This window comes from Lysobacter sp. cf310 (genome assembly GCF_900114355.1).
GTDB lineage: Bacteria > Pseudomonadota > Gammaproteobacteria > Xanthomonadales > Xanthomonadaceae > Lysobacter.
On sequence record NZ_FOSS01000001.1, the window covers coordinates 43131 to 69931 of the forward strand.

General features: G+C 68.4%; 25 protein-coding genes and 1 pseudogene. 20 read left to right on the forward strand and 6 right to left on the reverse strand.

Annotated features, from left to right (window positions below; genetic code table 11):
• Positions 1 to 136: 136 nt before the first annotated feature.
• Positions 137 to 391: a 50S ribosomal protein L27 gene (gene rpmA / locus BMZ45_RS00190; protein ID WP_056175940.1), complete on the reverse strand. Its 255-nt coding sequence runs from the start codon at positions 389 to 391 to the stop codon at positions 137 to 139.
• A gap of 12 nt (positions 392 to 403) precedes the next feature.
• Positions 404 to 724, reverse strand: a complete 321-nt coding sequence (gene rplU / locus BMZ45_RS00195; RefSeq protein WP_036113830.1) for a 50S ribosomal protein L21 — start codon at positions 722 to 724, stop codon at positions 404 to 406.
• Between the two features lie 221 nt (positions 725 to 945).
• On the opposite strand from rplU, the gene BMZ45_RS00200 reads away from it, so the two are divergent.
• From BMZ45_RS00200 to BMZ45_RS00220, 5 genes are all read left to right on the forward strand, one after another.
• On the forward strand, positions 946 to 1590 hold the full coding sequence (locus BMZ45_RS00200) for a YidB family protein (protein ID WP_091631220.1): 645 nt from the start codon (positions 946 to 948) through the stop codon (positions 1588 to 1590).
• Positions 1591 to 2321: 731 nt separating this feature from the next.
• Positions 2322 to 4409 carry a S8 family peptidase gene (locus BMZ45_RS00205; RefSeq protein ID WP_254776491.1) on the forward strand — a complete coding sequence of 696 codons (2088 nt, stop codon included), beginning with the start codon at positions 2322 to 2324 and terminating at the stop codon, positions 4407 to 4409.
• A 118-nt stretch (positions 4410 to 4527) separates the two neighbouring features.
• Positions 4528 to 5394, forward strand: coding sequence for an OmpA family protein (locus BMZ45_RS00210; RefSeq protein WP_091631223.1), 867 nt, complete (start codon positions 4528 to 4530; stop codon positions 5392 to 5394).
• A gap of 435 nt (positions 5395 to 5829) precedes the next feature.
• Entirely contained in the window at positions 5830 to 8751 is a 2922-nt protein-coding gene (gene uvrA, locus BMZ45_RS00215; protein WP_091631225.1) for an excinuclease ABC subunit UvrA, read from the forward strand.
• A complete protein-coding gene (locus tag BMZ45_RS00220) occupies positions 8748 to 9167 on the forward strand; it encodes an acyl-CoA thioesterase (protein WP_091631227.1) in 420 nt (139 codons plus the stop codon). Before uvrA ends, BMZ45_RS00220 begins: the two co-directional genes overlap by 4 nt.
• A gap of 182 nt (positions 9168 to 9349) precedes the next feature.
• Here BMZ45_RS00220 and BMZ45_RS00225 read toward each other — a convergent pair whose 3' ends face one another.
• The gene (locus BMZ45_RS00225; RefSeq protein WP_091631229.1) at positions 9350 to 9799 is read right to left on the reverse strand and encodes a copper chaperone PCu(A)C; all 450 of its coding nucleotides are present in this window, start codon (positions 9797 to 9799) and stop codon (positions 9350 to 9352) included.
• Between the two features lie 55 nt (positions 9800 to 9854).
• Here BMZ45_RS00225 and BMZ45_RS00230 point away from each other — a divergent pair, with 55 nt between their 5' ends.
• Complete coding sequence (locus tag BMZ45_RS00230; RefSeq protein WP_091631231.1) at positions 9855 to 10613, forward strand: enoyl-CoA hydratase/isomerase family protein; 759 nt, start codon at positions 9855 to 9857, stop codon at positions 10611 to 10613.
• A gap of 358 nt (positions 10614 to 10971) precedes the next feature.
• Here the strand turns inward: BMZ45_RS00230 and BMZ45_RS00235 are convergent, their stop codons facing one another.
• The 3 genes and pseudogenes from BMZ45_RS00235 to BMZ45_RS00245 form a co-directional block, all read right to left on the reverse strand.
• Positions 10972 to 11823: a sulfurtransferase gene (locus BMZ45_RS00235; RefSeq protein ID WP_091631233.1), complete on the reverse strand. Its 852-nt coding sequence runs from the start codon at positions 11821 to 11823 to the stop codon at positions 10972 to 10974.
• Positions 11820 to 12655, reverse strand: a pseudogene (locus tag BMZ45_RS22185) (DUF1289 domain-containing protein). The gene BMZ45_RS00235 and the pseudogene BMZ45_RS22185 overlap by 4 nt, the downstream one beginning before the upstream one ends.
• 174 nt (positions 12656 to 12829) lie before the next feature.
• Complete coding sequence (locus tag BMZ45_RS00245; RefSeq protein ID WP_091631234.1) at positions 12830 to 13516, reverse strand: FKBP-type peptidyl-prolyl cis-trans isomerase N-terminal domain-containing protein; 687 nt, start codon at positions 13514 to 13516, stop codon at positions 12830 to 12832.
• Positions 13517 to 13717: 201 nt separating this feature from the next.
• Between BMZ45_RS00245 and BMZ45_RS00250 the strand changes: the two genes are divergently transcribed.
• From BMZ45_RS00250 to BMZ45_RS00315, 14 genes are all read left to right on the forward strand, one after another.
• Positions 13718 to 14500, forward strand: a complete 783-nt coding sequence (locus BMZ45_RS00250; protein WP_091631236.1) for an enoyl-CoA hydratase/isomerase family protein — start codon at positions 13718 to 13720, stop codon at positions 14498 to 14500.
• Entirely contained in the window at positions 14497 to 14934 is a 438-nt protein-coding gene (locus BMZ45_RS00255) for a hypothetical protein (RefSeq protein ID WP_254776492.1), read from the forward strand. Before BMZ45_RS00250 ends, BMZ45_RS00255 begins: the two co-directional genes overlap by 4 nt.
• Before the next feature lie 137 nt (positions 14935 to 15071).
• Entirely contained in the window at positions 15072 to 15704 is a 633-nt protein-coding gene (gene nth, locus BMZ45_RS00260) for an endonuclease III (protein WP_091633894.1), read from the forward strand.
• A 146-nt stretch (positions 15705 to 15850) separates the two neighbouring features.
• A complete protein-coding gene (locus BMZ45_RS00265) occupies positions 15851 to 17074 on the forward strand; it encodes an OprO/OprP family phosphate-selective porin (RefSeq protein ID WP_091631238.1) in 1224 nt (407 codons plus the stop codon).
• A 234-nt stretch (positions 17075 to 17308) separates the two neighbouring features.
• Positions 17309 to 18328 carry a phosphate ABC transporter substrate-binding protein PstS gene (gene pstS / locus BMZ45_RS00270; protein ID WP_254776493.1) on the forward strand — a complete coding sequence of 340 codons (1020 nt, stop codon included), beginning with the start codon at positions 17309 to 17311 and terminating at the stop codon, positions 18326 to 18328.
• 672 nt (positions 18329 to 19000) lie between these two features.
• Positions 19001 to 20095, forward strand: a complete 1095-nt coding sequence (gene pstS / locus BMZ45_RS00275) for a phosphate ABC transporter substrate-binding protein PstS (RefSeq protein WP_091633895.1) — start codon at positions 19001 to 19003, stop codon at positions 20093 to 20095.
• A 175-nt stretch (positions 20096 to 20270) separates the two neighbouring features.
• Positions 20271 to 21236 carry a phosphate ABC transporter permease subunit PstC gene (gene pstC, locus BMZ45_RS00280; RefSeq protein ID WP_091631241.1) on the forward strand — a complete coding sequence of 322 codons (966 nt, stop codon included), beginning with the start codon at positions 20271 to 20273 and terminating at the stop codon, positions 21234 to 21236.
• A 20-nt stretch (positions 21237 to 21256) separates the two neighbouring features.
• Entirely contained in the window at positions 21257 to 22114 is an 858-nt protein-coding gene (gene pstA, locus BMZ45_RS00285; RefSeq protein WP_091633898.1) for a phosphate ABC transporter permease PstA, read from the forward strand.
• A 34-nt stretch (positions 22115 to 22148) separates the two neighbouring features.
• Positions 22149 to 22964 carry a phosphate ABC transporter ATP-binding protein PstB gene (gene pstB, locus BMZ45_RS00290; protein WP_091631243.1) on the forward strand — a complete coding sequence of 272 codons (816 nt, stop codon included), beginning with the start codon at positions 22149 to 22151 and terminating at the stop codon, positions 22962 to 22964.
• A gap of 157 nt (positions 22965 to 23121) precedes the next feature.
• Complete coding sequence (phoU, locus tag BMZ45_RS00295) at positions 23122 to 23832, forward strand: phosphate signaling complex protein PhoU (RefSeq protein WP_091631245.1); 711 nt, start codon at positions 23122 to 23124, stop codon at positions 23830 to 23832.
• 245 nt (positions 23833 to 24077) lie between these two features.
• A complete protein-coding gene (locus BMZ45_RS00300; RefSeq protein WP_091631246.1) occupies positions 24078 to 24593 on the forward strand; it encodes an RNA polymerase sigma factor in 516 nt (171 codons plus the stop codon).
• Positions 24594 to 24699: 106 nt separating this feature from the next.
• Complete coding sequence (locus BMZ45_RS00305) at positions 24700 to 25113, forward strand: HvfA family oxazolone/thioamide-modified RiPP metallophore (RefSeq protein ID WP_091633901.1); 414 nt, start codon at positions 24700 to 24702, stop codon at positions 25111 to 25113.
• 10 nt (positions 25114 to 25123) lie between these two features.
• Positions 25124 to 25981, forward strand: a complete 858-nt coding sequence (locus BMZ45_RS00310) for an HvfB family MNIO-type RiPP peptide maturase (RefSeq protein WP_091631248.1) — start codon at positions 25124 to 25126, stop codon at positions 25979 to 25981.
• Positions 25974 to 26756, forward strand: coding sequence for an HvfC family RiPP maturation protein (locus BMZ45_RS00315; RefSeq protein ID WP_091631249.1), 783 nt, complete (start codon positions 25974 to 25976; stop codon positions 26754 to 26756). Before BMZ45_RS00310 ends, BMZ45_RS00315 begins: the two co-directional genes overlap by 8 nt.
• Positions 26757 to 26801 lie beyond the last annotated feature (45 nt).

Here is a 26801-nt window from a genome sequence, read left to right on the forward strand (position 1 = left end):
CGTGAAGCAGAAGGTGGACAGACCAGGATTGTAGCGGGGGTGGATACCGGGTTTTCGCGGTTACGAAACCCCAGCCCCGGCCCCTGAAACGAAAAGCCCCGCCGAAGCGGGGCCCTTCGCGTACCGCGCGTCGCGCTTAGGCGACGACGCTGACGGTGCGACGCTTCTTCGGACCCTTGGTCGAGAACTCGACCTTGCCGTCGACCAGCGCGAACAGGGTGTGGTCGCGGCCGAGGCCGACGCCGGCGCCCGGATGGAACTGGGTGCCGCGCTGACGCACGATGATGTTGCCGGCCTCGATGGCCTGGCCGCCGTAGATCTTCACGCCCAGGTACTTCGGGTTGGAGTCGCGGCCGTTGCGGGTAGAACCTACGCCCTTTTTGTGTGCCATGGCTGCTGCTCCTTACTTGTTGTCGCCACCGGCGATGCCGGTGATCTCGATTTCGGTGTAGTGCTGACGGTGGCCCATCTGCTTGCGATGGTGCTTACGACGGCGGAACTTGACGATGCGCACCTTGTCGGCGCGGCCGTGGCCGACGACCTTGGCGGTGACGCTGGCGCCCTTGAGCGCGTCGCCGAGCTTCACACCTTCGCCATCGCCCAGCATCAGGACGGTGTCAAACTTGATCTCGCTGCCGGCTTCGACATCGAGCAGCTCGACGCGGAGCGTTTCGCCTTGCATCACGCGGTATTGCTTACCGCCGGTGACCAGTACTGCGTACATGACCGGTATTCCTCTGTAGTTATTTTGGTCGCTGCCGCACCCAATAGCGGGCGGACAGAAGCGGAATTGTAGGTGCTTCAGCGGCTTAGAGCAACTATCCCGCTCCGCCGGGGCGCTCCCGGGGCCAGCCCTGGCCGCCTGTCGCGGCCTTAACGCGTCTCATGTTGTAGTGAGCACGCTGCCAAGGATCCCGTGGCGCCCTATTCTGCGGGGATCGCCGCATGTTCGAACATCTGCTGGACCAGATCGGAAGCCGCAACGGCCTCAGCCCGGATCAGGCCCGGCGCCTGCTGGCGGCCTGGCTGGACCGCATCTTCGACCCCGCCCACGGCGGCACCACGGGCTTCGTTCAGGCGTTCCGGGCCCAAGGCCTGGAAGAGCTGGCGGCGTCCTGGATCGCCCCCGGCCCGAACCGGCCGCTGACCGCCGACCAGTTGGAGCGGGTGTTCGGCGAGGCCGAGATCGCCGCCCTCGCCCGTGCCCTGGACCTGCCGGCGGCGGCCGTGGCCAGCGCCTCGGCCGCGATCCTGCCCGAGGCGGTCGACACCCTGGGCGAGGACGGTCGCTGGCACGGCGGCAACGCGGTGACCGGCGACGAACCCACCGAAACCGAACCCTACCGATTCGAGGCGTCCGCGGCGTCCGGCGAGGACGCCCCACGCATGGCGCCACCCGCCGCCGAGTCGATCGGACTGCATCCGATCCGCGATGCCGCGCCCGGTCCGCTGTCGTCCGAGCCCGCGCCGCTGTATCGCGCCGACGACACGCCGGCATTGGCTTCGACGAAATCGTTCGCGCGCCGCGCGCTGCCCTGGCTGCTCATCGCCCTGTTCCTGATCGCGTTGGCGCTGCTGTTGCGCGCTTAACGCTAAGCCAACGCAAGCCGACGCGAAGTGCGCCGCAATTGCGGAGCGACGCAGTTCACACTATCGACATGGCGTTCGCGCGCTGCGGTCGGCGCGACTTGCGCTTGCCTTGCGCCCGTTCGTGTTTGTGAAGGAGCGCATTTTTCGTAGCGAATTCAGTATCGCATTCGATTTGCAGCACCGCGGCTGCATCCACGTTACATGCGGCGTTACATATCCGCGCAACACCGGTGCCTGCTTTAGTCGTAGTGCATGCCACTTGCGCGCATCGCAACGCTTGAATTAGCTTGCCATGGACGCGCCTGCAGGGGGTCGCGTCGGGATCGAACCAGCAAGGATGCTGAGTCGCACGCCAGCGCGCGCGACGTCGGCGGAGATCGCCGGTTCCACACACAGGGGGCCTCTGCATGCGACTGGATTCATCCAGCCTTCCCGCGTCTCGCCGCGACGGCGACCGCTGCGCATGCGCGGCACCTCACGCTTCGTTCCAGCACGTGCGTAACGATGCGTTCGCATGCGTCGCAGCCACCGCGACGCCGATGCGCGAGGCTGTGCTCCTGCGTTTCCACTCCCCCATTACCGCGACTGCGCGGCGCCCCGGACGGGCGTTCACGCGCGGCCTGCGCACCGAAGTCCCGCGGCGAGGAAAGATGCCATAGCCGCGGACCAGCGCCCGACGCTATCAGGGGATGCGTCGGGGATCATGAGCTACGAAATCAAGGATGTTTGTCATGACTCGCAAAGTACGTTCTATGAAATGGACCGCATTGGCCATCGCCACCGCGATCGTGGTCGCGCCCGCGGCCTATTCCGGCGGCAAGTTGCCGACGGCCAACAAGACCAAGGTCTCGACCTTGTCCCCGCAGGCGGCGAAGGCGGCTAAGGAACAGCCGGCTCTGACCGACCGCTTCATCATCACTTACAAGGGCTCGGCCAACGCCAAGGGCGTCGCCGCGGCCAAGGTCGGCACCCAACTCGCCAGCGCGTCGAAGGCGCTGGGCCTGGGCATCGCGCCGATGCGCACGCTCGCCACCGGCAGCGCGCTGATCCGCACCGATCGCAAGCTCGACAGCGCGGCCAGCAAGGCGCTGATGATCGAGCTGATGAAGGATCCCAACGTGCTCGCGGTCGAACCCGACCGTCTGCGCAAGCCGCTGCTGGTTCCGAACGATCCGGGCTACGCGCAGCAGTGGCACTACAAGAACGGCCCCGGCGGCATCAATGCCGAACCGGCTTGGGACCTGAGCACCGGCAACGGCGTGGTCGTCGCGGTGCTCGACACCGGCATCACCCCGCACGCCGATCTGGTCGGCAACCTGGTCGCCGGTTACGACTTCATCATCGATACGGATGTCAGCGTCGACGGCGACGGTCGCGATGCCGATCCGAACGATCCGGGCGACTGGCACGACGGCGAATGCAACATCTTCGGCATCCCCGAGGACAGCAGCTGGCACGGCACCCACGTCAGCGGCACCATCGCCGCCTCGACCAACAACGGCGTCGGCGTGGCCGGCGTCGCGTTCGGCGCCAAGGTCCAGCCGGTGCGCGTGCTGGGCAAGTGCGGCGGTTACGAGTCCGACATCATCGATGCGGTGACCTGGGCCTCCGGCGGCACCGTCACCGGCGTGCCGGCCAACGCCACCCCGGCCGAAGTGATCAACCTCAGCCTCGGCGGCGGCGGTGCCTGTTCGGTCGCCGAACAGGCCGCCTACACCGCGGCGGTCGCGCGCGGCACCACGGTCGTGGTCGCGGCGGGCAACTCCTCGGCCGATGCGGCCGGCTACTCGCCGGCGAGCTGCAACGACGTGATCACCGTGTCCGCGGTCGGCCCGACCGGCACGCTGGCCGGCTACTCGAACTTCGGCGCCGTGGTCGACGTGGCCGCGCCCGGCGGTTCGGGCGTCACTCCGGCGGCCGACAACATCCTCTCGACCTTGAACCTGGGCCTGCAGGGTCAGGAAGGCGACGGCTACGCCTGGATGGCGGGCACCTCGATGGCGTCTCCGCACGTCGCCGGCGTGGTCGCGCTGATGCAGGCCGCCGCCGCTACGCCGAAGACCCCGGCGCAGATCGAGAAGATCCTCGAGAACACCGCCTACGCCTCCGGCGGCTTCCCGGCCGGCTGCAACTACGATAAGCCCTGCGGCGCCGGCATCGTCGATGCCCGTTACGCGGTGGCCGTGGCCTCCGGCGCCGAACCGCTGCCGGCCGATCCGCCGCCGGCACCGGAACCGCCGCCGGCCATCGAGCTGTCCAACGGCGTCACCGTCACCGGCATCGAAGTGCTGGCCGGCGGCAACGTGCGTTACCAGCTGCTGGTGCCCAACGGCGCGTCCAACCTGCTGTTCGCCATGTACGGCGGCACCGGCGACGCCGACATCTACGTCAAGCGCGGCACCCCGCCGACCAACACCTCCTACGACTGCCGTCCGTTCTCGTCGGGCAACAACGAGAACTGCTTCTTCCCGGCACCGCAGGGCGGCATCTGGTACGTGACGATCAAGGGCTTCAGCAACTCGGCCGGCGTGTCCTTGTACCCGAGCTTCACCGACGCCAACTGGCCGCGTGCGGTCGAGGCCGAGGCGACCCCGCTCAGCAACCACCGCACCCGCGTGGACCTGACCTGGCTGAAGGGCAAGCGCAACATCGACATCTACCGTAACGGCGCGATCCTCAAGACCGTGCGCAACAACGGCGCCACCACCGATACCTTCCGGATCATCGGCACCGGTACCATGAGCTACAAGCTGTGCAACAACGGTACGCAGGAATGCGCCGACCCGGTGGAGATCGAGTACGCCTCCTCCAAGCGCTGATCGCGGCATGCAACACGGAGGGCCCGGCACGCCGGGCCCTCCGCTACCGGGCCGCGAGCCGCCGCGCATGCGCGCGAGCGTCGGTCCGTCGTTCCCCTAGTACCGTTCTGGAGTCCGCATGCAGTCCCACACCCCATTTCCGCGCCGGCATCGCGCCGGCGCCGTGTTGCTGACGCTGGCCTGCGTCGCCGGCCTGGCCGCCTGCAACCGCGGCCCCGCCGGCACCGAAGCCGAGACGGCCAAGACCGCCGAAGCGGCGCCGGTGCCGCGTTACGACGCCAAGCTCAGCCTGGTCAACAACAACGGCAGCCTGCGCTACGACGGCAACGTCGACAGCGAGGCCGCCAAGCAGGCGGTGATCGCCGCGCTCGCCCACGCCTACGGCGCCGAGAAGGTGTCCGGCGACCTCGCCGTCGACCGCTACGCGCGCCCGGCCGACTGGGCGGCCAACCTGCCCAAATTCGCCGCGGCCTTCCAGCAGCCCGGCGCCGCGGTCAGCTTCCAGGGCCAGCGCATCGAGCTCAGCGGCCAGGTCGCCGAAGCCGATCGCGCCGCCCTGTTGGAGCAGGCGCGCGCGCTCTACCCCGGCTACGCCTACACCGGCCTGTTCGAGGGTGTGGGCGGCGGGCCGGCCAACGCCGCCTTGGCCGCGCTGGACAAGCAGGCCAGCGCCGCCGAGGTGGTCCGGGCCCTGAACCAGACCCCGATCGCGTTCGAAGGCGACAGCGCGCGCATCGCCGCCACCAGCCTGGACGCCCTGGGCGAGGCCGCCAAGGCCATCCAGGCCGCGCCCGCGCAGACCCGGGTCGAGATCTACGGCCCGCCCGGCGGCGGCGCCAGCGAGGAGGAGCAGGCGCTGTCCAAGGCCCGTGCCGAGGCGGTCAAGGTGCTGCTGGTCGTGAACGGCGTCAGCCCGGGCGCGATCGAGACCAAAGCCGGCGGGCCCGACAGCGGCCGCGGCATCAGCTTCAAGCTCGTCAAATAACCCGGCCGCCACCGCAGCGGCCGCCCCCGATTACGTAACCGGCCTCTCTCCAGGCCCTCGCCGGCGAGCTGTTTGCGCCGGCGTTTTTTTGGGCGGGGGGCGGGAAAAGCAAATCCCCCTCAATCCCCCTCTTCAAAGGGGGAAGACAAGCTAGCCCTCAAGAATCGGAGGAGCTTCCCTATTAGTGAAGGAAGCCAGCCATCCCCCCTTTGAAAAACGGGCTAGGGGGATTTGCTCTTCCCCAATGCTCGATCCAGCACACCCGCCTCCGCCGCCGCTTCGCCGCAAACGAAACCACCGTCGCGATCAGGCCTGCGACAGCCCCCTCTCGCGGCCCTTCCGTTCTGCGGATTTGCCCCCATCTTCCGCACTCGATACGCTCTTCTGTTCGCCGTCGCCTCGGGCGTCGGCGCCCTCCCCCATTGCAGGCAAACGATGGCGCTGGATTTCATCCGCATCCGCGGCGCGCGGACGCACAACCTCAAGAACATCGACCTCGACCTTCCGCGCGACAAGCTGATCGTGATCACCGGCCTGTCCGGCTCCGGCAAGTCGTCGCTGGCGTTCGACACGATCTACGCCGAAGGCCAACGCCGTTACGTCGAGTCGCTGTCGGCTTACGCCCGTCAGTTCCTCAGCGTGATGGAGAAGCCCGATGTCGATCACATCGAAGGCCTGTCGCCGGCGATCTCGATCGAGCAGAAGTCGACCTCGCACAACCCGCGTTCGACGGTAGGCACGATCACCGAGATCTACGACTACCTGCGCCTGCTGTACGCGCGCGTGGGTTCGCCGCGCTGCCCGGACCACCACTACCCGCTGGAAGCGCAGACGGTCAGCCAGATGGTCGATCAGGTGATCGCGCTGGACCCGGAGCAGCGCTACATGCTGCTGGCGCCGGTGGTGCGCGAGCGCAAGGGCGAGCACGCCCAGATCTTCGAGCAGCTGCGCGCGCAGGGCTACGTGCGCGTGCGCGTGGACGGCGTGCTGTACGAGATCGACGCGGTGCCGCCGCTGGCGCTGCGCGTGAAGCACACCATCGAGGCGGTGATCGACCGCTTCAAGCCGCGCGAGGACATCAAGCAGCGCCTGGCCGAATCGTTCGAGACCGCGCTCAAGCTTGGCGACGGCATGGCCCAGGTGATGTCGCTGGACAATGCCGAGGCCGCGCCGCTGCTGTTCTCGTCCAAGTACAGCTGCCCGGTCTGCGACTACTCGCTGCCGGAGCTGGAACCGCGTTTGTTCTCGTTCAACTCGCCGGTCGGCGCCTGCCCGACCTGCGACGGCCTGGGCGTGGCCCAGTTCTTCGATCCCTCGCGCGTGGTCGTGCACCCGGAGCTGTCGCTGTCGGCCGGCGCGGTGCGCGGCTGGGACCGCCGCAACGCCTACTACTTCCAGCTGATCCAGTCGCTGGCCAAGCACTACAAGTTCGACGTCGACGCGCCCTGGCAGTCGCTGTCGGAAAAGGCCCGCAACGCCGTGCTGTACGGCAGCGGCGATGAGCTGATCAATTTCAGCTACATCACCGAGAACGGCGGCCGCAGCCAGCGCAAGCACCGCTTCGAGGGCATCGTGCCCAACCTGGAGCGCCGCTACCGCGAAACCGAATCGGCGGCGGTGCGCGAGGAACTGGCCAAGTACATCAGCGAACGCGCCTGCACCGAGTGCGGCGGCGCGCGCCTGAACCGCGCCGCGCGCAACGTGTTCGTGGCCGAGCGCCCGCTGCCGGAACTGGTGGTGCTGCCCGTGGACGAGGCGCTGAGCTTCTTCAAGTCGCTCAACCTGCCCGGCTGGCGCGGCGAGATCGCGGTCAAGATCGTCAAGGAAATCGCCGACCGCCTGCGCTTCCTGGTCGATGTCGGCCTGGATTACCTGACCCTGGAACGCAAGGCCGACTCGCTGTCCGGCGGCGAAGCCCAGCGCATCCGCCTGGCCAGCCAGATCGGTGCCGGCCTGGTCGGCGTGATGTACGTGCTCGACGAGCCCTCGATCGGCCTGCACCAGCGCGACAACGAACGCCTGCTCGGCACCCTGACCCGCCTGCGCGACCTCGGCAACACCGTGATCGTGGTCGAGCACGACGAGGATGCGATCCGCCTGGCCGACTACATCGTCGACATCGGCCCCGGCGCCGGCGTGCACGGCGGCGAGATCGTCGCCCAAGGCCTGTTCCCGGACATCCTCAAGGCGCCGCGCTCGCTGACCGGCCAGTACCTCAGCGGCAAGCGCCGGATCGAGATCCCCAAGACCCGCCACAAGCCCAATCCCAAGACCAGCCTGCATCTGCGCGGCGCCACCGGCAACAACCTCAAGGACGTCGACCTGACGATTCCGTCGGGCTTGTTCACCGCGGTTACCGGCGTGTCCGGCTCGGGCAAGTCGACCCTGATCAACGACACCCTGTTCGCGATCGCGGCCAACGAACTCAACGGCGCCTCGCACACGCCGGCGCCGTACAAGTCGGTCGAGAACATCGAGCTGTTCGACAAGGTCGTGGACATCGACCAGTCGCCGATCGGACGCACGCCGCGCTCCAACCCGGCCACCTACACCGGCCTGTTCACGCCGCTGCGCGAGCTGTTCGCGCAGGTGCCCGAGGCGCGTTCGCGCGGCTATTCGCCGGGCCGCTTCAGCTTCAACGTGCGCGGCGGCCGCTGCGAGGCCTGCCAGGGCGACGGCCTGATCAAGGTCGAGATGCACTTCCTGCCCGACGTGTACGTGCCCTGCGACGTCTGCGGCGGCAAGCGCTACAACCGCGAGACTCTGGAAATCCTCTACAAGGGCTACAACATCAACGACGTGCTGGAAATGACGGTCGAGGATGCGCTGGGTCTGTTCGAGGCGATCCCGGCGATCTCGCGCAAGCTGGAAACGCTGATGGACGTGGGCCTGAGCTACATCAAGCTGGGCCAGAGCGCGACCACCCTGTCCGGCGGCGAGGCGCAGCGCGTCAAGCTGTCCAAGGAACTCTCGCGCCGCGACACCGGGCGCACGCTCTACATCCTGGACGAGCCGACCACCGGCCTGCACTTCCACGACATCGAGCACCTGCTGGCGGTGTTGCACCGTTTGCGCGACGACGGCAACACCGTGGTGGTGATCGAGCACAACCTGGACGTGATCAAGACCGCCGACTGGGTCATCGACCTGGGCCCGGAAGGCGGCCACCGTGGCGGCAGCATCCTCGCCACCGGCACGCCGGAGCAGATCGCCGCGCTGCCGCATTCGCACACCGGCCACTTCCTGGCGCCGTTGCTGGGCATGGCGCCGGCCAAGCGCACCGAAGCCAAGGCCGTGCGCAAGGCGGCTGCCGCCAAGCCCGCCGCCGCCAAGGGCAAGAAGAAGTCCGCCGCATGAGTCAGAGCCACGACACCGACGCCCCCGTGCTGTTCCGCATGCCGATCGAGCTGCGCTGGCGCGACCTGGACGCGTTCAATCACGTCAACAACTCCAACTTCCTGACCTACCTCGAGGAAACCCGCATCCGCTGGTTCGCGAGCTGGGACGGCGAATGGGTCAGCGAGACCAATGCGCCGCTGCTGGCGGCGGTGCAGTTGAACTACCGCCTGCCGATCCCCTACCCGTCGGCGGTCGCGGTGGAGCTGTACACGCAGCGCGTGGGCAGCACCAGCCTCACCATCGGCCACCGCATCGTCTCGGAGGACGGCAGCGCGCTGTACTGCGACGGCCACGTGGTGGTGGTCTGGATCGACCGCGCCAGCGGCCGCCCGGTGCCGCTGCCGGCGGCGGTACTGGAAGCGATCCGGCGCTGAGGCGCTCGCAGGCAGCGCACGGCGAAGCCCTCGTCATCCGTTCTGCCAGCGGGCATAGCCCGTTGGCGTTCGGTCGTGTCCGAAGCGGCGGTTCGACGACGCGCACCCGCATCCGTTGTCGAAGGGAGATAGACGAGCGTGTTGTCGTCGTGGGCGGCGGCGATCAGCGCACCGGCATCGCCTCAAGGCTTGCGCGCTTCCAGCTCGCCGCGCAGCACCCCGCCGCCCTTGAGCGCGAACTCCACCACGACCTTGCTGCCCGGCTTCAACGGCGCGTGCGGCTGCATCAGCATCAGGTGCATGCCGCCGGGTTTGAGGGTGGCGTTGCCGTCGGGCGCGATCCGCAGTTCCGGCAGCGCGCGCATGCGGCTGATGCCGTCGACGATGCGGGTTTCGTGCAGCGAGGAGTCGCCGAAGGCCGGGCTGCTGACGCCGACGATGGTGATCGGGGTCGGGCAGCGGTTCTCGATCCGGCCGAAGCCGGCCATCATCGGCATCTGCGCCGGCGGCAGGCGCACCCAGCCGTCGACGATGCGCGCCGTGCAGCCGCGCGCCTGCGCCGACGGCGCCAGGCACAGGGCGCCGAGCAGCGCCAGAACCTGCAGTGCGGTGCGAGTAAGGAGCGGCTTCATCGGCCTATGATAGCGCCTGAGCTTTCCGTCCCGAATCGCCGCGCAGGAGCGCCCCATGAGCCTAGTCACCGCCACCACCCACGGCGAAATCGTCGAGCTGCAACTGGCGCGCGCGCCGGTCAATGCGCTCAACCCCAGCCTATGCCAGGACCTGCGCGCCGCGCTGGGCCAGGCGATCGCGGACGGCGCCCAGGGCATCGTGCTGGCGGGCGGGCCCAAGGTGTTCTCGGCCGGCCTGGACGTGCCGCATCTGCTGTCGCTGGGCGAAGACCGCCACGCGCTGATGGCGGCCTGGCAGGCCTTCTTCGACACCGCGCTGGCGCTGGCCGCCAGCCCGGTGCCGGTGGTGGCCGCGCTGGCCGGCCACGCCCCCGCCGGCGGCTGCGTGCTGGCGCTGTGCTGCGACTACCGCGTCATGGCCTCGGGCCCGTTCCGGATCGGCCTCAACGAAACCCAGGTCGGCCTGGTCGCGCCGGAAGGCATCCAGCGCCTGATGCGGCGCGTGGTCGGCAACTACCGCGCCGAGCGCCTGCTGGTCGCCGGCGAAATGCTGGACGCCGAGCAGGCCTTGCAGGCGGGTCTGGTCGACGAGCTGACCGATATCGACAACGTCGCCACCCGCGCACGCGTCTGGCTGGAACAGCTGCTGACGCTGCCGCGTCAGGCCATGCTGCAGACGCGCAGCATCGCGCGCGCCGATCTGATCGAGGCGATGCAGCCCGAGTACATCCGCCTGCAGCATTTCATCGAGGCTTGGTATCAGCCGTCGACGCAGGGGGCATTGCAGGCTTTGGTGGCGAAGTTGGGTAAGTAGCGCCGAGCAACCCGTAGGGTGCGGTGACAACCGCACCGGCACGGGAGTCGGAGCCGGCGATGGTGCGGTTATCACCGCACCCTGCTTTCGTGGGGATGCTGTCGAATCGCTTGCGTGGGGAATCGCAAAGCAAATCCCCCTCAATCCCCCTTTTTCAAAGGGGGAAGACAAGTCGGTAGGGTGCGGTGATAACCGCACCGGCGCGGGAGCCGGCGATGGCGCGGTTCGCTCACCGCACCCTGCGTTCGTGGAGACGCGGTCGAATCGCTTGCGCGGGAATCGCAAAGCAAATCCCCCTCAATCCCCCTTTTTTCAAAGGGGGAAGACGAGCAAGGGCGAAACAAAAGCCAGTGGAGGTTTAGGCGTCGCCGGTCGCGATCGGGCGCGACGGATCGTCGATCCAGCCGCTCCACGAGCCCGTGAACAAGCCCGCGCCGGGCAGGCCGGCATGTTCCATCGCCAGCAGGTGATGGCAGGCGGTGACGCCGGAGCCGCACATCACCACGGTCTGTTGCGGCGCGTAGTCGCCCATCACCGCGGCGAAACCCTCGGCGAGTTCGCCGGCCGGCTTGAAACCGCCGTCCTGCAGGTTCTGCGCATACGGTCGGTTGCGCGCGCCGGGCACGTGGCCGGCGGCGCGGTCCAGCGGTTCGACTTCGCCGCGGAAGCGTTCGGCCGCGCGCGCGTCGATCAGCAGGCCGCCGGCGTCGAGATGCGCGCGCACGGCATCGGCGTCCAGCAGGCGCTGCTGGTCGAAATTGCCCGGATAGCGGCTCGGCTGCGGCGTCGGCACCACGGCGTCGGTCGGCAGACCGAGCGCGGTCCAGCGCTGCCAGCCGCCGTCGAGCACGGCCACGCGTCGGTGGCCGAGCAGGCGCAGCAGCGCCCACAGGCGCGCCGCGGCCAAGGCGCCATCGCCGTGGTCGTAGGCCACGACCTGATCGTCGGGCGAGACGCCCCAGCGCTGCAGCGTGGCAGTGAAGTCGGCGGCGTCGGGCCAGGGATGGCGGCCGGCGTTGCGCTTGCGGTGATCGGACAGATCGCGGTCCAGGTGGGCGTAGCGCGCGCCCGGGATATGCGCCTGCGCATACGCGGCGGGGCCGGCTTCGGGATCGCCCAGACCGGAACGCGCGTCGATCACGATCAGATCCTCGCGGCCCAACTGCGCGGCCAGGTCCTGCGCGGATACCAGGGTGGTCCAGTCGGTCATGCGATCGCCTCCAGTCGTTGCCGCAGGTTCAACAGCATCGACGCGGTCGCGCCCCAGATGCGCTGGTCCGGATAGCGGAACTCCAGCACCTGGCGGGCGCGGCCACGGTAGTCCAGCGTGTGCGTGGTGAGGTTGGCCGGATCCATCAGATAGGCCAGCGACACTTCGAATACGTCGGCGACTTCGTTCGGATCGGGCCGCGCCACGTACTCGCGGTCGATGGTCGCCACCACCGGCAGCACGCGATAGCCGGTGATGGTCGCGAGCGGGTCGAGATAGCCCAGCGGCGCGATCTGCGCCGGCGCCAGGCCGATCTCCTCGCCGGTTTCGCGGATCGCCGCGGCCACCGCGTCGGCGTCGGCGGTTTCGATGCGGCCGCCGGGGAAGCTGACCTGGCCGCCGTGCTGGCGCAGGGCATCGGTGCGGCGCGTGAGCAGCACGCGGGTGCCGTCCGCGCGCGGGACCAGGCCCACCAGCACCGCGGCGCGCGCGGGTTCGGTCTCGGGCAGCAGGCCGTGCAGTTCTTCGAGGTTCCAGGCGTCGCCAACGGGCTCGCGGGCGAGGGGGTACAGCGCCTCGCGCAAGCGTGGAAAGTCGAGTGGCGTGGCCGGCGACAACGCGCTCACCGGCGCCGCGACTCGCGGTCGGGCAGCACGTGCTCCATCAGCCGCAGCCGCTCGTCGTCGTTCATCTGCGACCAGCGCGCGATCTCGGCCGTGGTGCGGTGACAGCCTTCGCACAGGCCCTGCTCATCCAGCGTGCAAACGCCGATGCAAGGGCTCAGTACCGCACGAAATTGGAAGCTCATTCGCCACACCACCAAGCCGCGCATCCTCGCGCGACCGTCAGGGCGGCCGCAGGGGCCGCATCGCACCGGCCGAAGCCGGGTTCAACGCCCCGCCGGCGAAGCCGACGGGTGATGCATAAGGTACTCCGGCCAGGCCGGTGGACCGCTCAAAAAAGTTGCGCCGGCGGGGCCGGCGCAACTTGACTGACAGCGATCGGCTTACTTGGTGCTGATCAGCTTGATTTCGAACTGCACCGCCACGTTCGGCGGGAACGGCGTGCGCGGGTCGGCGCCGTAGGCGGAGGCCGGCGGCAGGGTCACTTCCCACTTGGAACCGGTCGGCATCTGCAGCAGCACTTCGCGCATCGCCGCCATCTCGATCTCGCTGACCTTGATGGCCGGGATCGCCTGCGCCGGACGCGCCTGCGCCGGACGCTCGCCCCAGGCGTAGGGACCGGCGACTTCCAGCTGCACGGTGTTGGTCTGGGTCGGCTTGGCGCCGGTGCCGACTTCGATCACGCGGTACTGCACGCCGCTGGGCAGGGTCTTCACGCCGGCCTTGGCCTTGTTCTGGGCCAGGTAGGCGTCGCTCTTGGTCTTGTTCTCGGCGGCGGCCTTTTCCCACTCGGCCTTGGCCTTGTCCTGCTGGCGCTTCTGCATGTTCTGCACGGCGGTGCGCAGCTGGTCGACCGGCACCGACGGCTGCTTCTTGCCGTAACCGTCCTGCAGGCCCTTGATGATGGTGTTCACATCGACCTGCTCGCCGCTTTCGACGGCGTTGCGGCCGAGGTCGTAGCCCAGCGCGTAGCTAAGCTTGCCTTTCTCGGACGAAGTGTCCTGCGCGACGGCGTTGCCGGCGGTCAGAGCCAGGGCCGCGACGGCGGCAGCAATCAAACGCAACTTCATTCGTTGAAATCTCCGGTAATGACACGGGGCGGATAAGACCGCCCCGATAGAAAGGTCCATCGGGTCGTAAGCCCCCAGATGGACGGGGTAGGATAGCGGCCGCAAGGCTTAACCGCCACTGACATCCCGGGCTCTGACCCCGCGGGCGCGCCGGAGTTCCTCGCCGGCGCCCGTACCCCCTCCCTGCAGACACCTATTCATATGTCCTCATCGCCCCTGCTGACCACCGATCGCGGCGCCGTACGCGTGATCGCCGTGAACCGCCCAGACAAGCTGAACGCCCTGAACGCGCAGACCCTGGACGCGCTGCACCAGGCCTTCGAGGCCGCGGCCGCCGACCCGGCGGTGCGCTGCGTGGTCCTGACCGGCAGCGGCCCCAAGGCCTTCGTGGCCGGCGCCGACATCTCGGAGATGAACGGCCTGACCCCGGTCCAGGGCCGCGATTTCTCGCTGCGCGGGCAGAAGCTGATGCGCCGGATCGAGAAAATGCCCAAGCCGGTGATCGCGATGGTCAACGGCTTCGCCCTCGGCGGCGGCCTGGAACTGGCGATGGGCTGCCACCTGCGCATCGCCGCCGACAGCGCCAAGGTCGGCCAGCCCGAAGTCAACCTGGGCCTGATTCCCGGATTCGGCGGCACCCAGCGCCTGCTGCGCCTGGCCGGCCGCGCCGCGACCCTGGAGCTGTGCCTGGTCGGCACGCCCATCGACGCCGAACGCGCGCGCCAACTGGGCATCGTCAATCGGGTGGTGCCCGCGGCCGAACTGGAAGCCGAGACCTACAAGCTCGCCGAGCAACTGGCCGCATCGGCGCCGCTGGCGCTGCGTGGCGTGCTCGACTGCGTCGCGGTCGGCGGCGAGTGCGGCATCGAGGAAGGTCTGGAATACGAGACCGCACAGTTCGGCCTGATGTTCGCCACCGACGACATGCGCGAAGGCACGACCGCCTTCCTGGAACGCCGCAAGCCGGTGTTCTCCGGCACGTGAGCGCGGCGGCGCCCTGCCGCTGCGGTTGCACCGACGCCACCGCGGCGGGCACGCACGCGATCGCGCTCGCGCTGGCGAGCGACGATCTCGATCGCGCGCTCGCTTTGGGCCTGCTCGACTGCGCGCCTTGCGAGCACTGCGCGACGGAATGCCGTGCCGACGTGATCGCCGCACGCGACGCGCGCCGCACCGCGCTCGCCGCGCGCGCGCGCTATCGCGCACGCAACGCACGCCTCGCGCAGCGCGCGCAGGAGCGCGCGGCGCAACGCGCGGGCGCACGCATGCCGATCGAGGCGACGCCGCTGGAAGCCACCGCGTCCGAAAGCGCGGCGCCAGCGGCGGCCGCGCCGGCGGCGCGTCCGGCCCTGCCCTCCGCGGCGGCGGCGGCTTTGGCGCGCGCGAAGGCCAAAGCCGCGGAGCGCCAGAAGCCGTGAGCCCCGCACGCAAGTCCACGCCAGCCGCCGCGAAACGCGGGACCGGCCAGAACAAGACCGGCGCGGGCGCGAAGGCGCCCGCCAAGCCCAAGGCCGCCAAGCGCGTCGCCCGTCTGAGTCCGGCCGACGCCGAAGAGATGTTCGCCCGGCTCAAGGCGCTCAATCCCACGCCTACCACCGAGCTCGAATACAGCACGCCGTTCGAGTTGCTGGTCGCGGTCGCGCTGTCGGCGCAGTCCACCGACGTCGGCGTCAACAAGGCCACCCGCAAGTTGTTCCCGGTCGCCAACACGCCGCAGGCGATCGTCGCGCTCGGGGTCGAGGGGCTCAAGCCCTACATCGCCACCATCGGGCTCTACAACACCAAGGCCGCCAACGTGGTCGCGTTGTCGCAGCGCCTGCTGGCCGAGCACGCCGGCGAGGTCCCGCGCGGGCGCGCCGCACTCGAAGCCCTGCCCGGGGTCGGCCGCAAGACCGCCAACGTGGTGCTCAACACCGCCTTCGGCGAGCCGACCATGGCGGTCGACACCCACATCTTCCGGGTCGCCAACCGCACCGGCCTGGCGCCCGGCAAGACCGTGCGCGCGGTCGAGGACGGCCTGCTCAAGAGCGTGCCGGCCGACTACCTGCAGGACGCGCACCACTGGCTGATCCTGCACGGACGTTACGTCTGCAAGGCAAGAAAACCCGACTGCCCGCACTGCGCGATCCGCGACCTGTGCCGCTATCCGGACAAGACCCCGGGCGAGCCGGAGCCCGTCGCCGCTTGATTTGCGCGGATTGACGGGTCCTGGCGGGATCGCCCGCGCGACCGTCATCCCGCGGTCATGGCAGCGAAATAAGTCAGTCCTGTCATATTTACGCAACTTTCACACCCTAGCCTGCGCGGCATCCAACCACGCCCTAGGGCCCCGCCATGAAACTCTCCCGCAGCACCCTGTCCGTCGCGCTGCTCGCCGCGCTCGTCGCTCCGGCCGCGCACGCCGAGGTCGCCCTCGACGTGATCGGCAACTCCGAAGTCAGCTTCGAAGGCCTGCTCCAGGCCGACTACTACAGCTACGGCAACGACCTCAAGAACCTCAACGTCGACGCCCCGGACGGCTCCGATTCGGACAACGAACTGCGTCGCGCCGAGCTGGTGCTGAAGGGCAAGGGCCCGGGCAACTTCGAGTGGGTGCTGGGTTACGACGCCAAGGACGACAAGTTCCTCGACGCCAACGTCAAGTACAAGTTCGGCAACAACGCCAACCACTTCATCCAGGTCGGCCAGTTCAAGCAGCCCAACAGCATGGAAGAGCTGTCCTCGACGAAGAACAACGACTTCGTCGCCAAGGGCTCGATCACCAACACCTTCGGCATCGCGCGCCGCGTCGGCGTCGGCTACTACTACGGCGACGTCAACTGGGGCGTCAACGCCACCTACTTCAGCCGCGAGCTGACCCGCAACCGTAAGCACGGCAACGGCTTCGGCCTGCGCGGCACCTGGGCGCCGATCCTCGACGCCGGCAATATCCTGCACTTCGGCCTGTCGCACGTGGACTACGACGCCGACCTGGGCGGCACCGCCGCGCTCAATACCGGCGACACCGTGTCGTTCAGCGCGCGTCCGCTGGCCGACATCTCGCAGACCCTGGTCAGCACCGGCAACATCACCCGCTCCGACCGCGTCGCCACCACCGGCTTCGAAGGCCTGTGGGTGCACGGCCCGTTCAAGCTGCAGGGCGAGTACATGAAGACCAGCGTCAAGCGCTACGGCGTGGCGCCGGATCTGGACTTCGACGGCGGCTACATCAGCGGCCTGTGGAACATCACCGGCGAGACCTGGACCTACAAGTCCGGCACCCCGGTCACCGGCCTGCCGGACAACCCCGCCGCCGGCATGTGGCAGCTGGGCCTGCGCTACGACACGATCGACCTCAACGACGGCAGCGGCAACGTCACCACCGGCGCCACCACCGGCGTGCTCGGCGGCGAGCAGGACGCGTGGACCCTGGGCGTGAACTGGTACTGGCGTTCTAACTTCAAGTTCATGCTGAACTACGTCAAGGTCGACAGCAGCAAGTGGGTCGGCGGCACCACCCGTCGCTACGTCGACGACAACCCGAACATCACCGAAGTGCGCATGCAGTTCTACTGGTAAGCGCTAGCGTCTCCTCTCTCCCCCACTGGCTGTACCTTCGCGAATCGCCTCGGGGCGCGGCCATCGCCGCGCCCCTTTTTGCGTCCGCATTCCGGCCCCGCCAGCGGCCGCGCGTGTCAGCCACATGTCGGATGTCACCGACCTGTCACATAGCCGACCCGCGGCTGTCATCGAACCGTTATGAAATGCGCCCCGAGCGGGTCAATGCCCGTCGTCTCTCTCCAGGAGCCCTCCGTGTTCAAGTCCCTCCGCTTCCGCCTGGCCGCACTCGCGCTCGCGACTGCGTTCGTCGCCAACGTTCAGGCCGCCGACGTCACCGGCGCCGGCGCGTCCTTCGTCTACCCCATCATGTCCAAGTGGTCGGCCGACTACGCCAAGGCCACCCAGAAAAAGGTCAACTACCAGTCGATCGGTTCCGGCGGCGGCATCGCCCAGATCAAGGCAGGCACGGTCGATTTCGGTTCCTCCGACGCGCCGATGAAGCCCGATGAGCTGGCCAAGTTCGGCCTGGCCCAGTTCCCGTCGGTGATCGGCGGCGTGGTGCCGGTGATCAACGTGCCGGGCGTGGCTTCGGGCGCGCTCAAGCTCGACGGCGATACCCTGGCCAAGATCTTCCTCGGCAAGATCACGATGTGGAACGACCCGGCCATCGTCGCCCTCAACGGCGGCGTGCAGCTGCCGGCCAAAAAGATCACCGTCGTGCACCGCTCGGACGGTTCGGGCACCACCTTCAACTTCGTCAACTACCTGTCCAAGGTCAGCGCCGAGTGGAAGAGCTCGGTCGGCGAAGGCACCGCGGTCAAGTGGCCGGTCGGTATCGGCGGTAAGGGCAACGAGGGCGTGGCCGCCTACGTCAAGCAGATCCAGGGCGGCATCGGCTACGTCGAACTGTCCTACGCGCTGCAGAACAAGATGGCCTATTCGCGCCTGAAGAACGCCGCCGGCAACTACGTGCTGCCCAGCGACGAGACCTTCTCGGCCGCCGCCGCCAGCGCCGATTGGGCCAACGCCAAGGACTTCTACCTGGTGATGACCAACGCCCCGGGCGAAAAGTCCTGGCCGATCACCGCGACCAACTTCATCCTGATGTACCGCCAGCCCAAGAACGCCGCCGGCGCCAAGAACGCCAAGGAGTTCTTCCGCTGGGCCTACGCCAACGGCGACACCCAGGCCAAAGCCCTGGACTACGTGCCGCTGCCGGACGCCCTGATCAAGCAGATCGAGGCCTACTGGTCGGCGAACATGAACTACTGATCCTTTCGGGGATCGGCTTGCAAGGAACGGGCCTTCGGGCCCGTTCTGCGTTTTGGGGTTCTGCGCCTAATCCCTCCGCCTATCCGCGGGAGTAGGTGGCGCGCAGGGTCGGTTGAGGGGCTGCGAAGCGCAAGCGGCGGCGTGAGTTTGTTGCTGCGCGCGCCCTCACCCCAACCCCTCTCCCGCAGGCGGGAGAGGGGCTACATACGCAGGGTCTTGGATTCCCTGCTGCTTGCGGGAGAAGCGGCCCTGAGGGCGGATGAGGGCCGGAACGACGTTGGAGCCGCGCGCGCACGCCGGGCCCTCACCCCAACCCCTCTCCCGCAAGCGGGAGAGGGGCTTCATGCGTAGGGCCTTGGATTCCCTTCTCCCGCGAGCGGGAGAAGGTGCCCGAAGGGCGAATGAGGGCCCGGGACGAGGTTGGAGCCGCGCCCGCGCGCCGGGCCCTCACCCCTCTCCCCGCAGGCGGGTGAGGCTCCCCACGCAGAGCTTTTTGACACCGCCCTCACCGCCCTCCGACGCCCCGCCCCACGCCCCCAGCCCCGTCGCTGCGACCTTTCAGCCTTTCACTACAAATTCGTGACCGAACGATGTCATAGCGCTGTAACAAAAAGATCATCAAATGGCGCAGCCCCGCCGGCCAGTCTCGTCGGCACCCTCATGGAGTTGCGCATGAAATCGTCGCCGGCCCGTATCGCCGCCCTTTCTCTCGCCCTGACGCTGGCCGTGGCCGCGTGCAAGCCCGGCACCGACGCCCCCAAGGCGGCCGCCGACGGCGCCGCACCGGCCGACGCCGCTGCTGCGGCGGGCGACAAGACCGCCGCCATGATCACCGGCGCCGGCGCGACTTTCATCTATCCGCTGCTGTCGAAGTGGTCGGACGACTACAACAAGGCCACCGGCGCCAAGGTCAATTACCAGTCGATCGGTTCCGGCGGCGGCATCGCCCAGATCAAGGCCGGCACGGTCGACTTCGGTTCCTCCGACAAGCCGCTGTCTGCCGAGGAACTCGCGGCCGCGGGCCTGGGCCAGTTTCCGTCGGCGATCGGCGGCGTGGTGCCGGTGGTCAACGTCGAAGGCCTCGAGCCCGGCAAGCTGCGCCTGACCGGCCCCGTGCTGGCCGACATCTTCCTCGGCACCGTTACCGTCTGGAACGATCCGGCGATCGTCGCGCTCAACCCGGGCACGACCCTGCCGGCGACCAAGATCAACATCGTCCACCGCTCCGACGGCTCGGGCACCACCTTCAACTTCGCCAACTATCTGTCCAAGGTCAGCCCGGCCTGGAAGAGCAAGGTCGGCGAAGGCACTTCGGTGCAGTGGCCGGGCGGCGTCGGCGGCAAGGGCAACGAAGGCGTGGCCTCGTACGTGAAGCAGATCAAGGGCTCGATCGGCTACGTCGAGCTGTCCTACGCGCTGCAGAACAAGATGGGTTACGCGCAGTTGCAGAACGCCTCGGGCAACTTCGTGCAGCCCAACGCCGAGTCCTTCCAGGCCGCCGCCGCCAGCGCCGACTGGGCCAACGCCAAGGACTTCAATCTGGTGATCACCAACGCCAGCGGCACCAACGCCTGGCCGATCACCGCGACCAATTTCATCCTGATGTACAAGCAGCCCAAGGACGCCAAGCGCAGCGCCGACACCCGCGCCTTCTTCAAGTGGGCGTTCGAGAACGGCCAGACCCAGGCCAGCGCGCTGGACTACGTGCCGCTGCCGCCGGAGCTGGTGAAGCAGGTCGAGGCGTATTGGGCGGCGGAGTTCAAATGACGTTTCGGCCGCGCCCGCCGTTGCGGGCGCGGCCGTATCGGAACGTCATTCCCGCGCAAGCGGGCTCCGCTTCAGGTCGGCGGAGCCGAACATCCAGTGACCCAAGCGCGTCGCACCGAGCAGCACACCCCACCCGGCCTCACCACCTCACGCGCCCCACGGACCTCAGATCGCAATGAACGCGACCGCCCTCCCCGCAGCACCGCTAGCGCGCGACCACGCCGACGCGCGCAACGACCGTCTGTTCCGTTATCTGCTCACCGCCACCGTGATCTTCGTCTTGATCGCGCTCGCGGGCGCGGCGCTGTCGATGCTCTGGGGCGGCCGCACCGTGCTGGCCAAGGAAGGCATCGACTTCTTCATCACCGCCGAGTGGAATCCGGTCGAGGACCAGTACGGCGCGCTGGTGCCGATCTACGGCACCATCGTCACCGCGCTGATCGCGATGCTGATCGCGGTGCCGGTCAGCTTCGGCATCGCCTTCTTCCTGACCGAGGTCGCGCCGCGCTGGGCGCGCGGCCCGATCGGCACCGCGATCGAACTGCTGGCCGGCATCCCCTCGATCATCTACGGCATGTGGGGCCTGTTCGTGCTGGTCCCGGTGATGACCGAATACGTGACCCCGTGGCTCAACGATCACCTCGGCACCTGGCCGGTGATCGGCCCGCTGTTCCAGGGCCCGCCGCTGGGCATCGGCATGCTCACCGCCGGCATCGTGCTGGCGATCATGGTGATCCCCTTCATCTCCTCGGTGATGCGCGAAGTGTTCCTGACCGTGCCGACCCGGCTCAAGGAGTCGGCCTATGCGCTGGGCTCGACCAAGTGGGAAGTCAGCTGGGACATCGTCCTGCCCTATACCCGCTCGGCGGTGATCGGCGGCGTCTTCCTCGGCCTCGGCCGCGCCCTGGGCGAGACCATGGCGGTGGCCTACGTGATCGGCAACAGCGTCAACTTCTCGGTGTCGCTGCTGGAACCGGGCACCACCATCGCCGCGGTCATCGCCAACGACTTCGGCGAGGCCACCGAGACCTACCGCTCGGCGCTGCTGCTGCTGGGCTTCGTGCTGTTCATCGTCACCTTCGCGGTGCTGGCCGTGGCCCGGCTGATGCTGATGCAGCTCTCGCGCAAGGAGGGCAACTGATGGCCGTCGTCACTCCGCAGATGCGCGCCGCTGACGCGCTCTACCGCCGCCGCCGCATCGGCAACGCGGTCGCCATCCTGGCCGCCTGCGCCGCCGCCGCGTTCGGCCTGTTCTTCCTGGGCTGGATCCTGTGGACCCTGGTCGCCAAGGGCCTGGGCGGCATCAACTGGGCGCTGTTCACCCAGATGACCCCGCCGCCGCAGCAGGAAGGCGGCCTGCTCAACGCCTTCTTCGGCAGCGCGGTGATGTGCGCGATCGCGATCCTGATCGGCACTCCGCTCGGTGTCGCCGCCGGCACCTGGCTGGCCGAGTACGGCAACGCGCGCAAGTTCGGCACCGTGGTGCGCTTCGTCAACGACATCCTGCTGTCGGCGCCGTCGATCGTGCTGGGCTTGTTCATCTACTCGCTGGTGGTCGCGCAGATGGGCCAGTTCTCGGCGATCGCCGGCGCGCTGGCGCTGGCCTTCATCGTGCTGCCGGTGGTGGTGCGCACCACCGACGAAATGCTGCGGCTGGTGCCCAGCCAGATGCGCGAAGCCGCGCTGTCGCTGGGCGTGCCGCAGTGGAAGGTGATCGTGCAGGTGCTGTATCGCAGCGCTTCGGCCGGCATCGTCACCGGCATCCTGCTCGCGCTGGCGCGCATCTCGGGCGAAACGGCGCCGTTGCTGTTCACCGCCCTGAGCAACCAGTACTGGAGCATGGACATCTTCCGCGAGATGGCCAGCGTGCCCGTGACGATGAACAACTTCGCCAACAACCCGGACGCGAACTGGAACACCATCGCCTGGGCCGGCGCCCTGGTCCTGACCTGCTTCGTCCTCTTCGTCAGCCTGTTCGCGCGGACCGTGATCCTGCGCAAGCGAATCTCCAATGACTGACCTCACCCTTCGCAACCTAGACCGGACTCCGGCCATGAACGACGCCCGCCTCAATCTCGCCACGCCCGAGCGGGACAGCACTGCCGCCGCTCCGGCGCCGGTCAAGCTCGCCGCGCGCGGGCTGGACTTCTATTACGACAAGTTCCATGCGCTCAAGAGCATCAACCTGGAGATCCCCGAGAAGCAGGTCACCGCGCTGATCGGCCCCTCCGGTTGCGGCAAGTCGACCCTGCTGCGCATCTTCAACCGCATCTACGCGCTGTACCCGAAGCTGGAAGCGCGCGGCGAAGTGCTGCTGGACGGCGACAACATCCTCGACCCCAAGTACCCGATGAACCGCCTGCGCAGCAAGGTCGGCATGGTGTTCCAGAAGCCGGTGCCGTTCCCGATGACCATCTTCGAGAACGTGGCTTACGGTATCCGCCACCACGAGAAGCTGTCGAAGTCGGAAATGAACGACCGCGTCGAGCACGCGCTGCGCCAGGGCGCGCTGTGGGACGAGGTCAAGGACAAGCTGGGCCAAAGCGCGCTGGGCCTGTCCGGCGGTCAGCAGCAGCGCCTGTGCATCGCGCGCGCGGTCGCGCTGCGCCCGGACGTGCTGCTGCTGGACGAACCGACCTCGGCGCTGGACCCGATCTCCACCAGCCGCATCGAACAGCTGGTCGAGGAGCTCAAGAAGGAATACACGATCGCGATCGTGACCCACAACATGCAGCAGGCCGCGCGCGTATCGGATTTCACCGCCTTCATGTACCTGGGCGACCTGATCGAGCACGGCCCCACCGAAACCATCTTCTCCAAGCCGAGCAAGCAGCAGACCGAGGACTACATCACGGGACGTTTCGGCTGATACCGCTTTGAGCCCCTCTCGCGCTCGCGGGAGAGGGGTTGGGGTGAGGGCACGCAGGACGCAGGTCGCATCGTTAACCGGGCCAGGAGGCCCTCATCCGCCCTTCGGGCACCTTCTCCCGCCCGCGGAAGCAGGGAAGCGCACACAGGACACTTATATGAGCACCCACATGCACGATCACATCGTCAAGAGCTACGACGAAGAGCAGCGCCGCCTGCTCGACGAAACCCTGCGCATGGGCGAGATGGCCGCGTCCCAGCTCGAAGCCGCGCTGGACGTGGTCGAGCGCCGCGACGACAAGGCCGCCGAGCGCATCATCGCCAACGACGAGGCGATCGACGCGCTGGAGCAGGAAATCAGCCACGACGTGATGAAGCTGGCGCTGCGCGGGCCGATGGCGCGCGACCTGCGCGAGATCCTGGCCGCGATCCGCATCGCCTCCGACATCGAACGCGTCGGCGACTACGCGGCCAACGTCGCCAAGCGCTCCACCGCGCTCAACCTGTCGCCGCCGCTGCCGCACATCGCCGGTCTGCACGCGCTGGGCACGCTGGCGGTCAAGCAGCTGCGCGACGTGCTGGCCGCCTACCGCGAGAACGACGTCGAGCTGGCGCAGCGCGTGCGCGCGCGCGACGCCGAGATCGACACCGCCTACACCGGCCTGTTCCGCGAACTGCTGACCTACATGATGGAGGACGCGCGCAGCATCACCCCGTGCACGCACCTGCTGTTCATGGCCAAGAACATCGAACGCATCGGCGACCACGCCACCAACATCGCCGAGAACGTGTGGTTCCTGGTCAAGGGCGAGGAACTGCTGCCGCCGCGCGAGAAGCGCGACGACACCAACACCACCGGCGCGCTCTGAGCGCGCCCTGCCCGGCCGCGCGCCGCGCGGACCGGGTCGCGGCGCCCGCCCGGGGCGCCGCACCGGCACGCTGCGGTGCAGCAAATCTGCAAACGTTTCCAGCGCCCGCTAACTGAACGCAAACCCAACAAAACCGGCCGGGCTGCCTCCGCCGCGAACCGTTTGCCGTAACCCCTAACTCTTGGTACATGTCCGTAGCGCCCCGCTACGGTCTTGTAGCAAGGATTCGGAGGGATACGAAGGGCATGAGCGTTTCGATGGCCCATGGCGATTTGGCAGCGGCCCGTTCGGGCGACCGCGACGCGCTCGAGCGCGTGCTGGTGCGCTCGCGCCAGGACTTGCGCCGCTACGCCGAGTTCCACTGCGTCATCAACGACGTCGAGGACGCGGTCCAGGAAACCCTGATCACGGTCTCGCGCAAGCTGCGCGACCTGCGCTCGCTGGAGTGCTTCGTCTCCTGGACCTTCCGCATCGTCAAGCGCGAGTGCAACCGCCTCAAGCGCGGCATGCGCCTGCTCACCGGCGACGCGATCACCGAAAACATCCTTCCTGTGGTGCTGCCCGAGCCCTGCGAATGGCGCCACGACGTCGCCGCCGCGCTCGAATCCCTGCCCGCGCACTACCGCGAGGTCGTGCTGCTGCGCGATCTGGAGGGCCTGAGCATCGCCGAAATGGCCGACCGTTTGTCGCTCACGCGCGAGGCGGTCAAGGCGCGTCTGCATCGCGCACGCGCGCTGGCGCGAGAATATCTGGATCCATGAACAGTTTTCACACGCGGAACCGGGCACACTGCGCCGGCTTCCGCCCCGTGTTTTTCACCGGCGGGCCTGCCCCGTCATCATCGCCAACGTAATGGAGAGCAAGCGCATGTCCAAGCAGATCAAGAAACCCGTCGCCCTCGCGCTCGGTGCCGCCCTGGTCGGCGGTCTCACCCTGTCCGCGTCCGCCTTCGCCATGAGCGACCTTTCGCAGGGTTACCTGCTCGGCGCCCAGCAGGCGCAGACGGCCGAGAAGGCCGCCGATGCCAAGGCCACCGACGCCAAGGCCGCCGAAGGCAAGTGCGGCGCCGACAAGAAGCACGCCGAAGGCAGCTGCGGCGGCGACAAGAAGAAGGCCGCGGAAGGCAAGTGCGGTGAAGGCAAGTGCGGCGCCGACAAGAAGAAGGCCGGTGAGGGCAAGTGCGGCGAAGGCAAGTGCGGCGCCGACAAGGACAAGAAGGCGGGCGAAAAGAAGGCCGCCGAAGGCAAGTGCGGCGAAGGCAAGTGCGGTGGCTCGGTCTGAGCCACGCGGCATGGACGGCGCGCGTCCGCTGAACGCGGACGCCGTCGGCCTCGGTTTGCGGCGGGCCCTGCTGGGCCCGCTGCGATCGGCCGCGCCCACCGATTTCGATTTCCTCGAGCTCGCGCCCGAGAACTGGATCGGAGTCGGCGGCCGCTACGGCGACGCCCTGGGCGAACTCGCCGCGCGCCACCCCCTGGTCTGCCACGGCCTGTCGCTGTCGCTGGGCGGCACCGAGCCCTTGGACGAGACCTTCCTGATCCGGGTCCGGCGCTTTCTGGACCAGCACCAGGTCCGCCTGTACAGCGAGCACCTGAGCTACTGCAGCGACGACGGCCATCTCTACGACCTGCTGCCGATTCCTTTCACCGAGGAAGCGGTGCACCACGTCGCCGCGCGCATCCGCCAGACCCAGGACATCGTCGGCCGCCGCATCGCGGTCGAGAACACCTCGACCTACGCCACTCCGCACCAGGAGATGAGCGAGATCGACTTCACCAACGCGGTGCTGGCCGAGGCCGACTGCGACCTGCTGCTGGACGTCAACAACGTCTACGTCAATTCGATCAACCACCGTTACGACGCGAGCGCGTTCCTGGCCGCGCTGCCGGGCGAACGCATCGCCTATATCCATGTCGCCGGCCACTACGACGAGGCCGACGATCTCAAGATCGACACCCACGGCGCCCCGGTCAAGGACGCGGTGTGGTCGCTGCTGGGCGAGGCCTACCGCCGCTTCGGCGCGCGCCCGACCCTGCTGGAACGCGACTTCAATTTCCCGCCCTACGCCGAACTCGTGAGCGAACTCGACACCGTGCGCGCGGTCCTGCGCGAACACGCGCCCGCCGCCGCGCGCCAGGCTCATGGCTGAGCCGCGCAGCCAGGCGCCCGCGCGGCTGCGCGCGCAGCAGTTCGAACTGACCCGTCACTTGCGCGATCCGCAGGCCAGCCCCGCGCCGGCCGGCATCGAAGAACGCCGCCTGGAGGTCTACCGCGGGCTGCTGTTCAACAACATCGAAGGCCTGCTGGCCGGCAACTTCCCGGTCGTCCACGAGCTGCTGGGCGAGCAACGCTGGACCGCGCTGGTGCGCGATTTCTTCCGCGACCACCGCAGCCGCACGCCGCTGTTCCCGGAACTCGCGCGCGAGTTCCTGCGCTACCTCGAGGACCGCGAGGAGCTCGACCCCGCGTTCCTGATCGAGCTGGCGCATTACGAATGGGTCGAGCTGGCCCTGCAGCTGTCCGACGCCGGCCTGGATGCGTCCACGATCGACCCTCGGGCCGATCTGCTCGACGGCGTGCCGGTGCTGTCGCCGCTGGCCTGGCCGCTGGCCTACGCCTGGCCGGTGCACCGCATCGGCCCCGCGTTCCAGCCCGCGGCGCCGCCGCCGCAACCCACCCTGCTGCTGTTGCGGCGCGAGGCCGACGGCGAAGTGCGTTTCTCCGAACTCAGCCCGCTGGCCTACCGCCTGGTCGAACGCCTGGGCGAATCGCCCGAGCTCAGCGGCCGCGAGCAGTTGCGCGCGCTCGCCGCCGAAGCCGGCAGCGACGATATCGACGCCTTCGTCGCCCAGGGCCGCGCCCTGCTTGAGCAAATGCGCGCCAGCGGCGTCGTGCCCGGCGCGCTCGCGAACCGTTTGGCCTGATCGCCGCCTCTGTAGGGAAAGCGCTGGCGGTACCAGCGCGTTTCC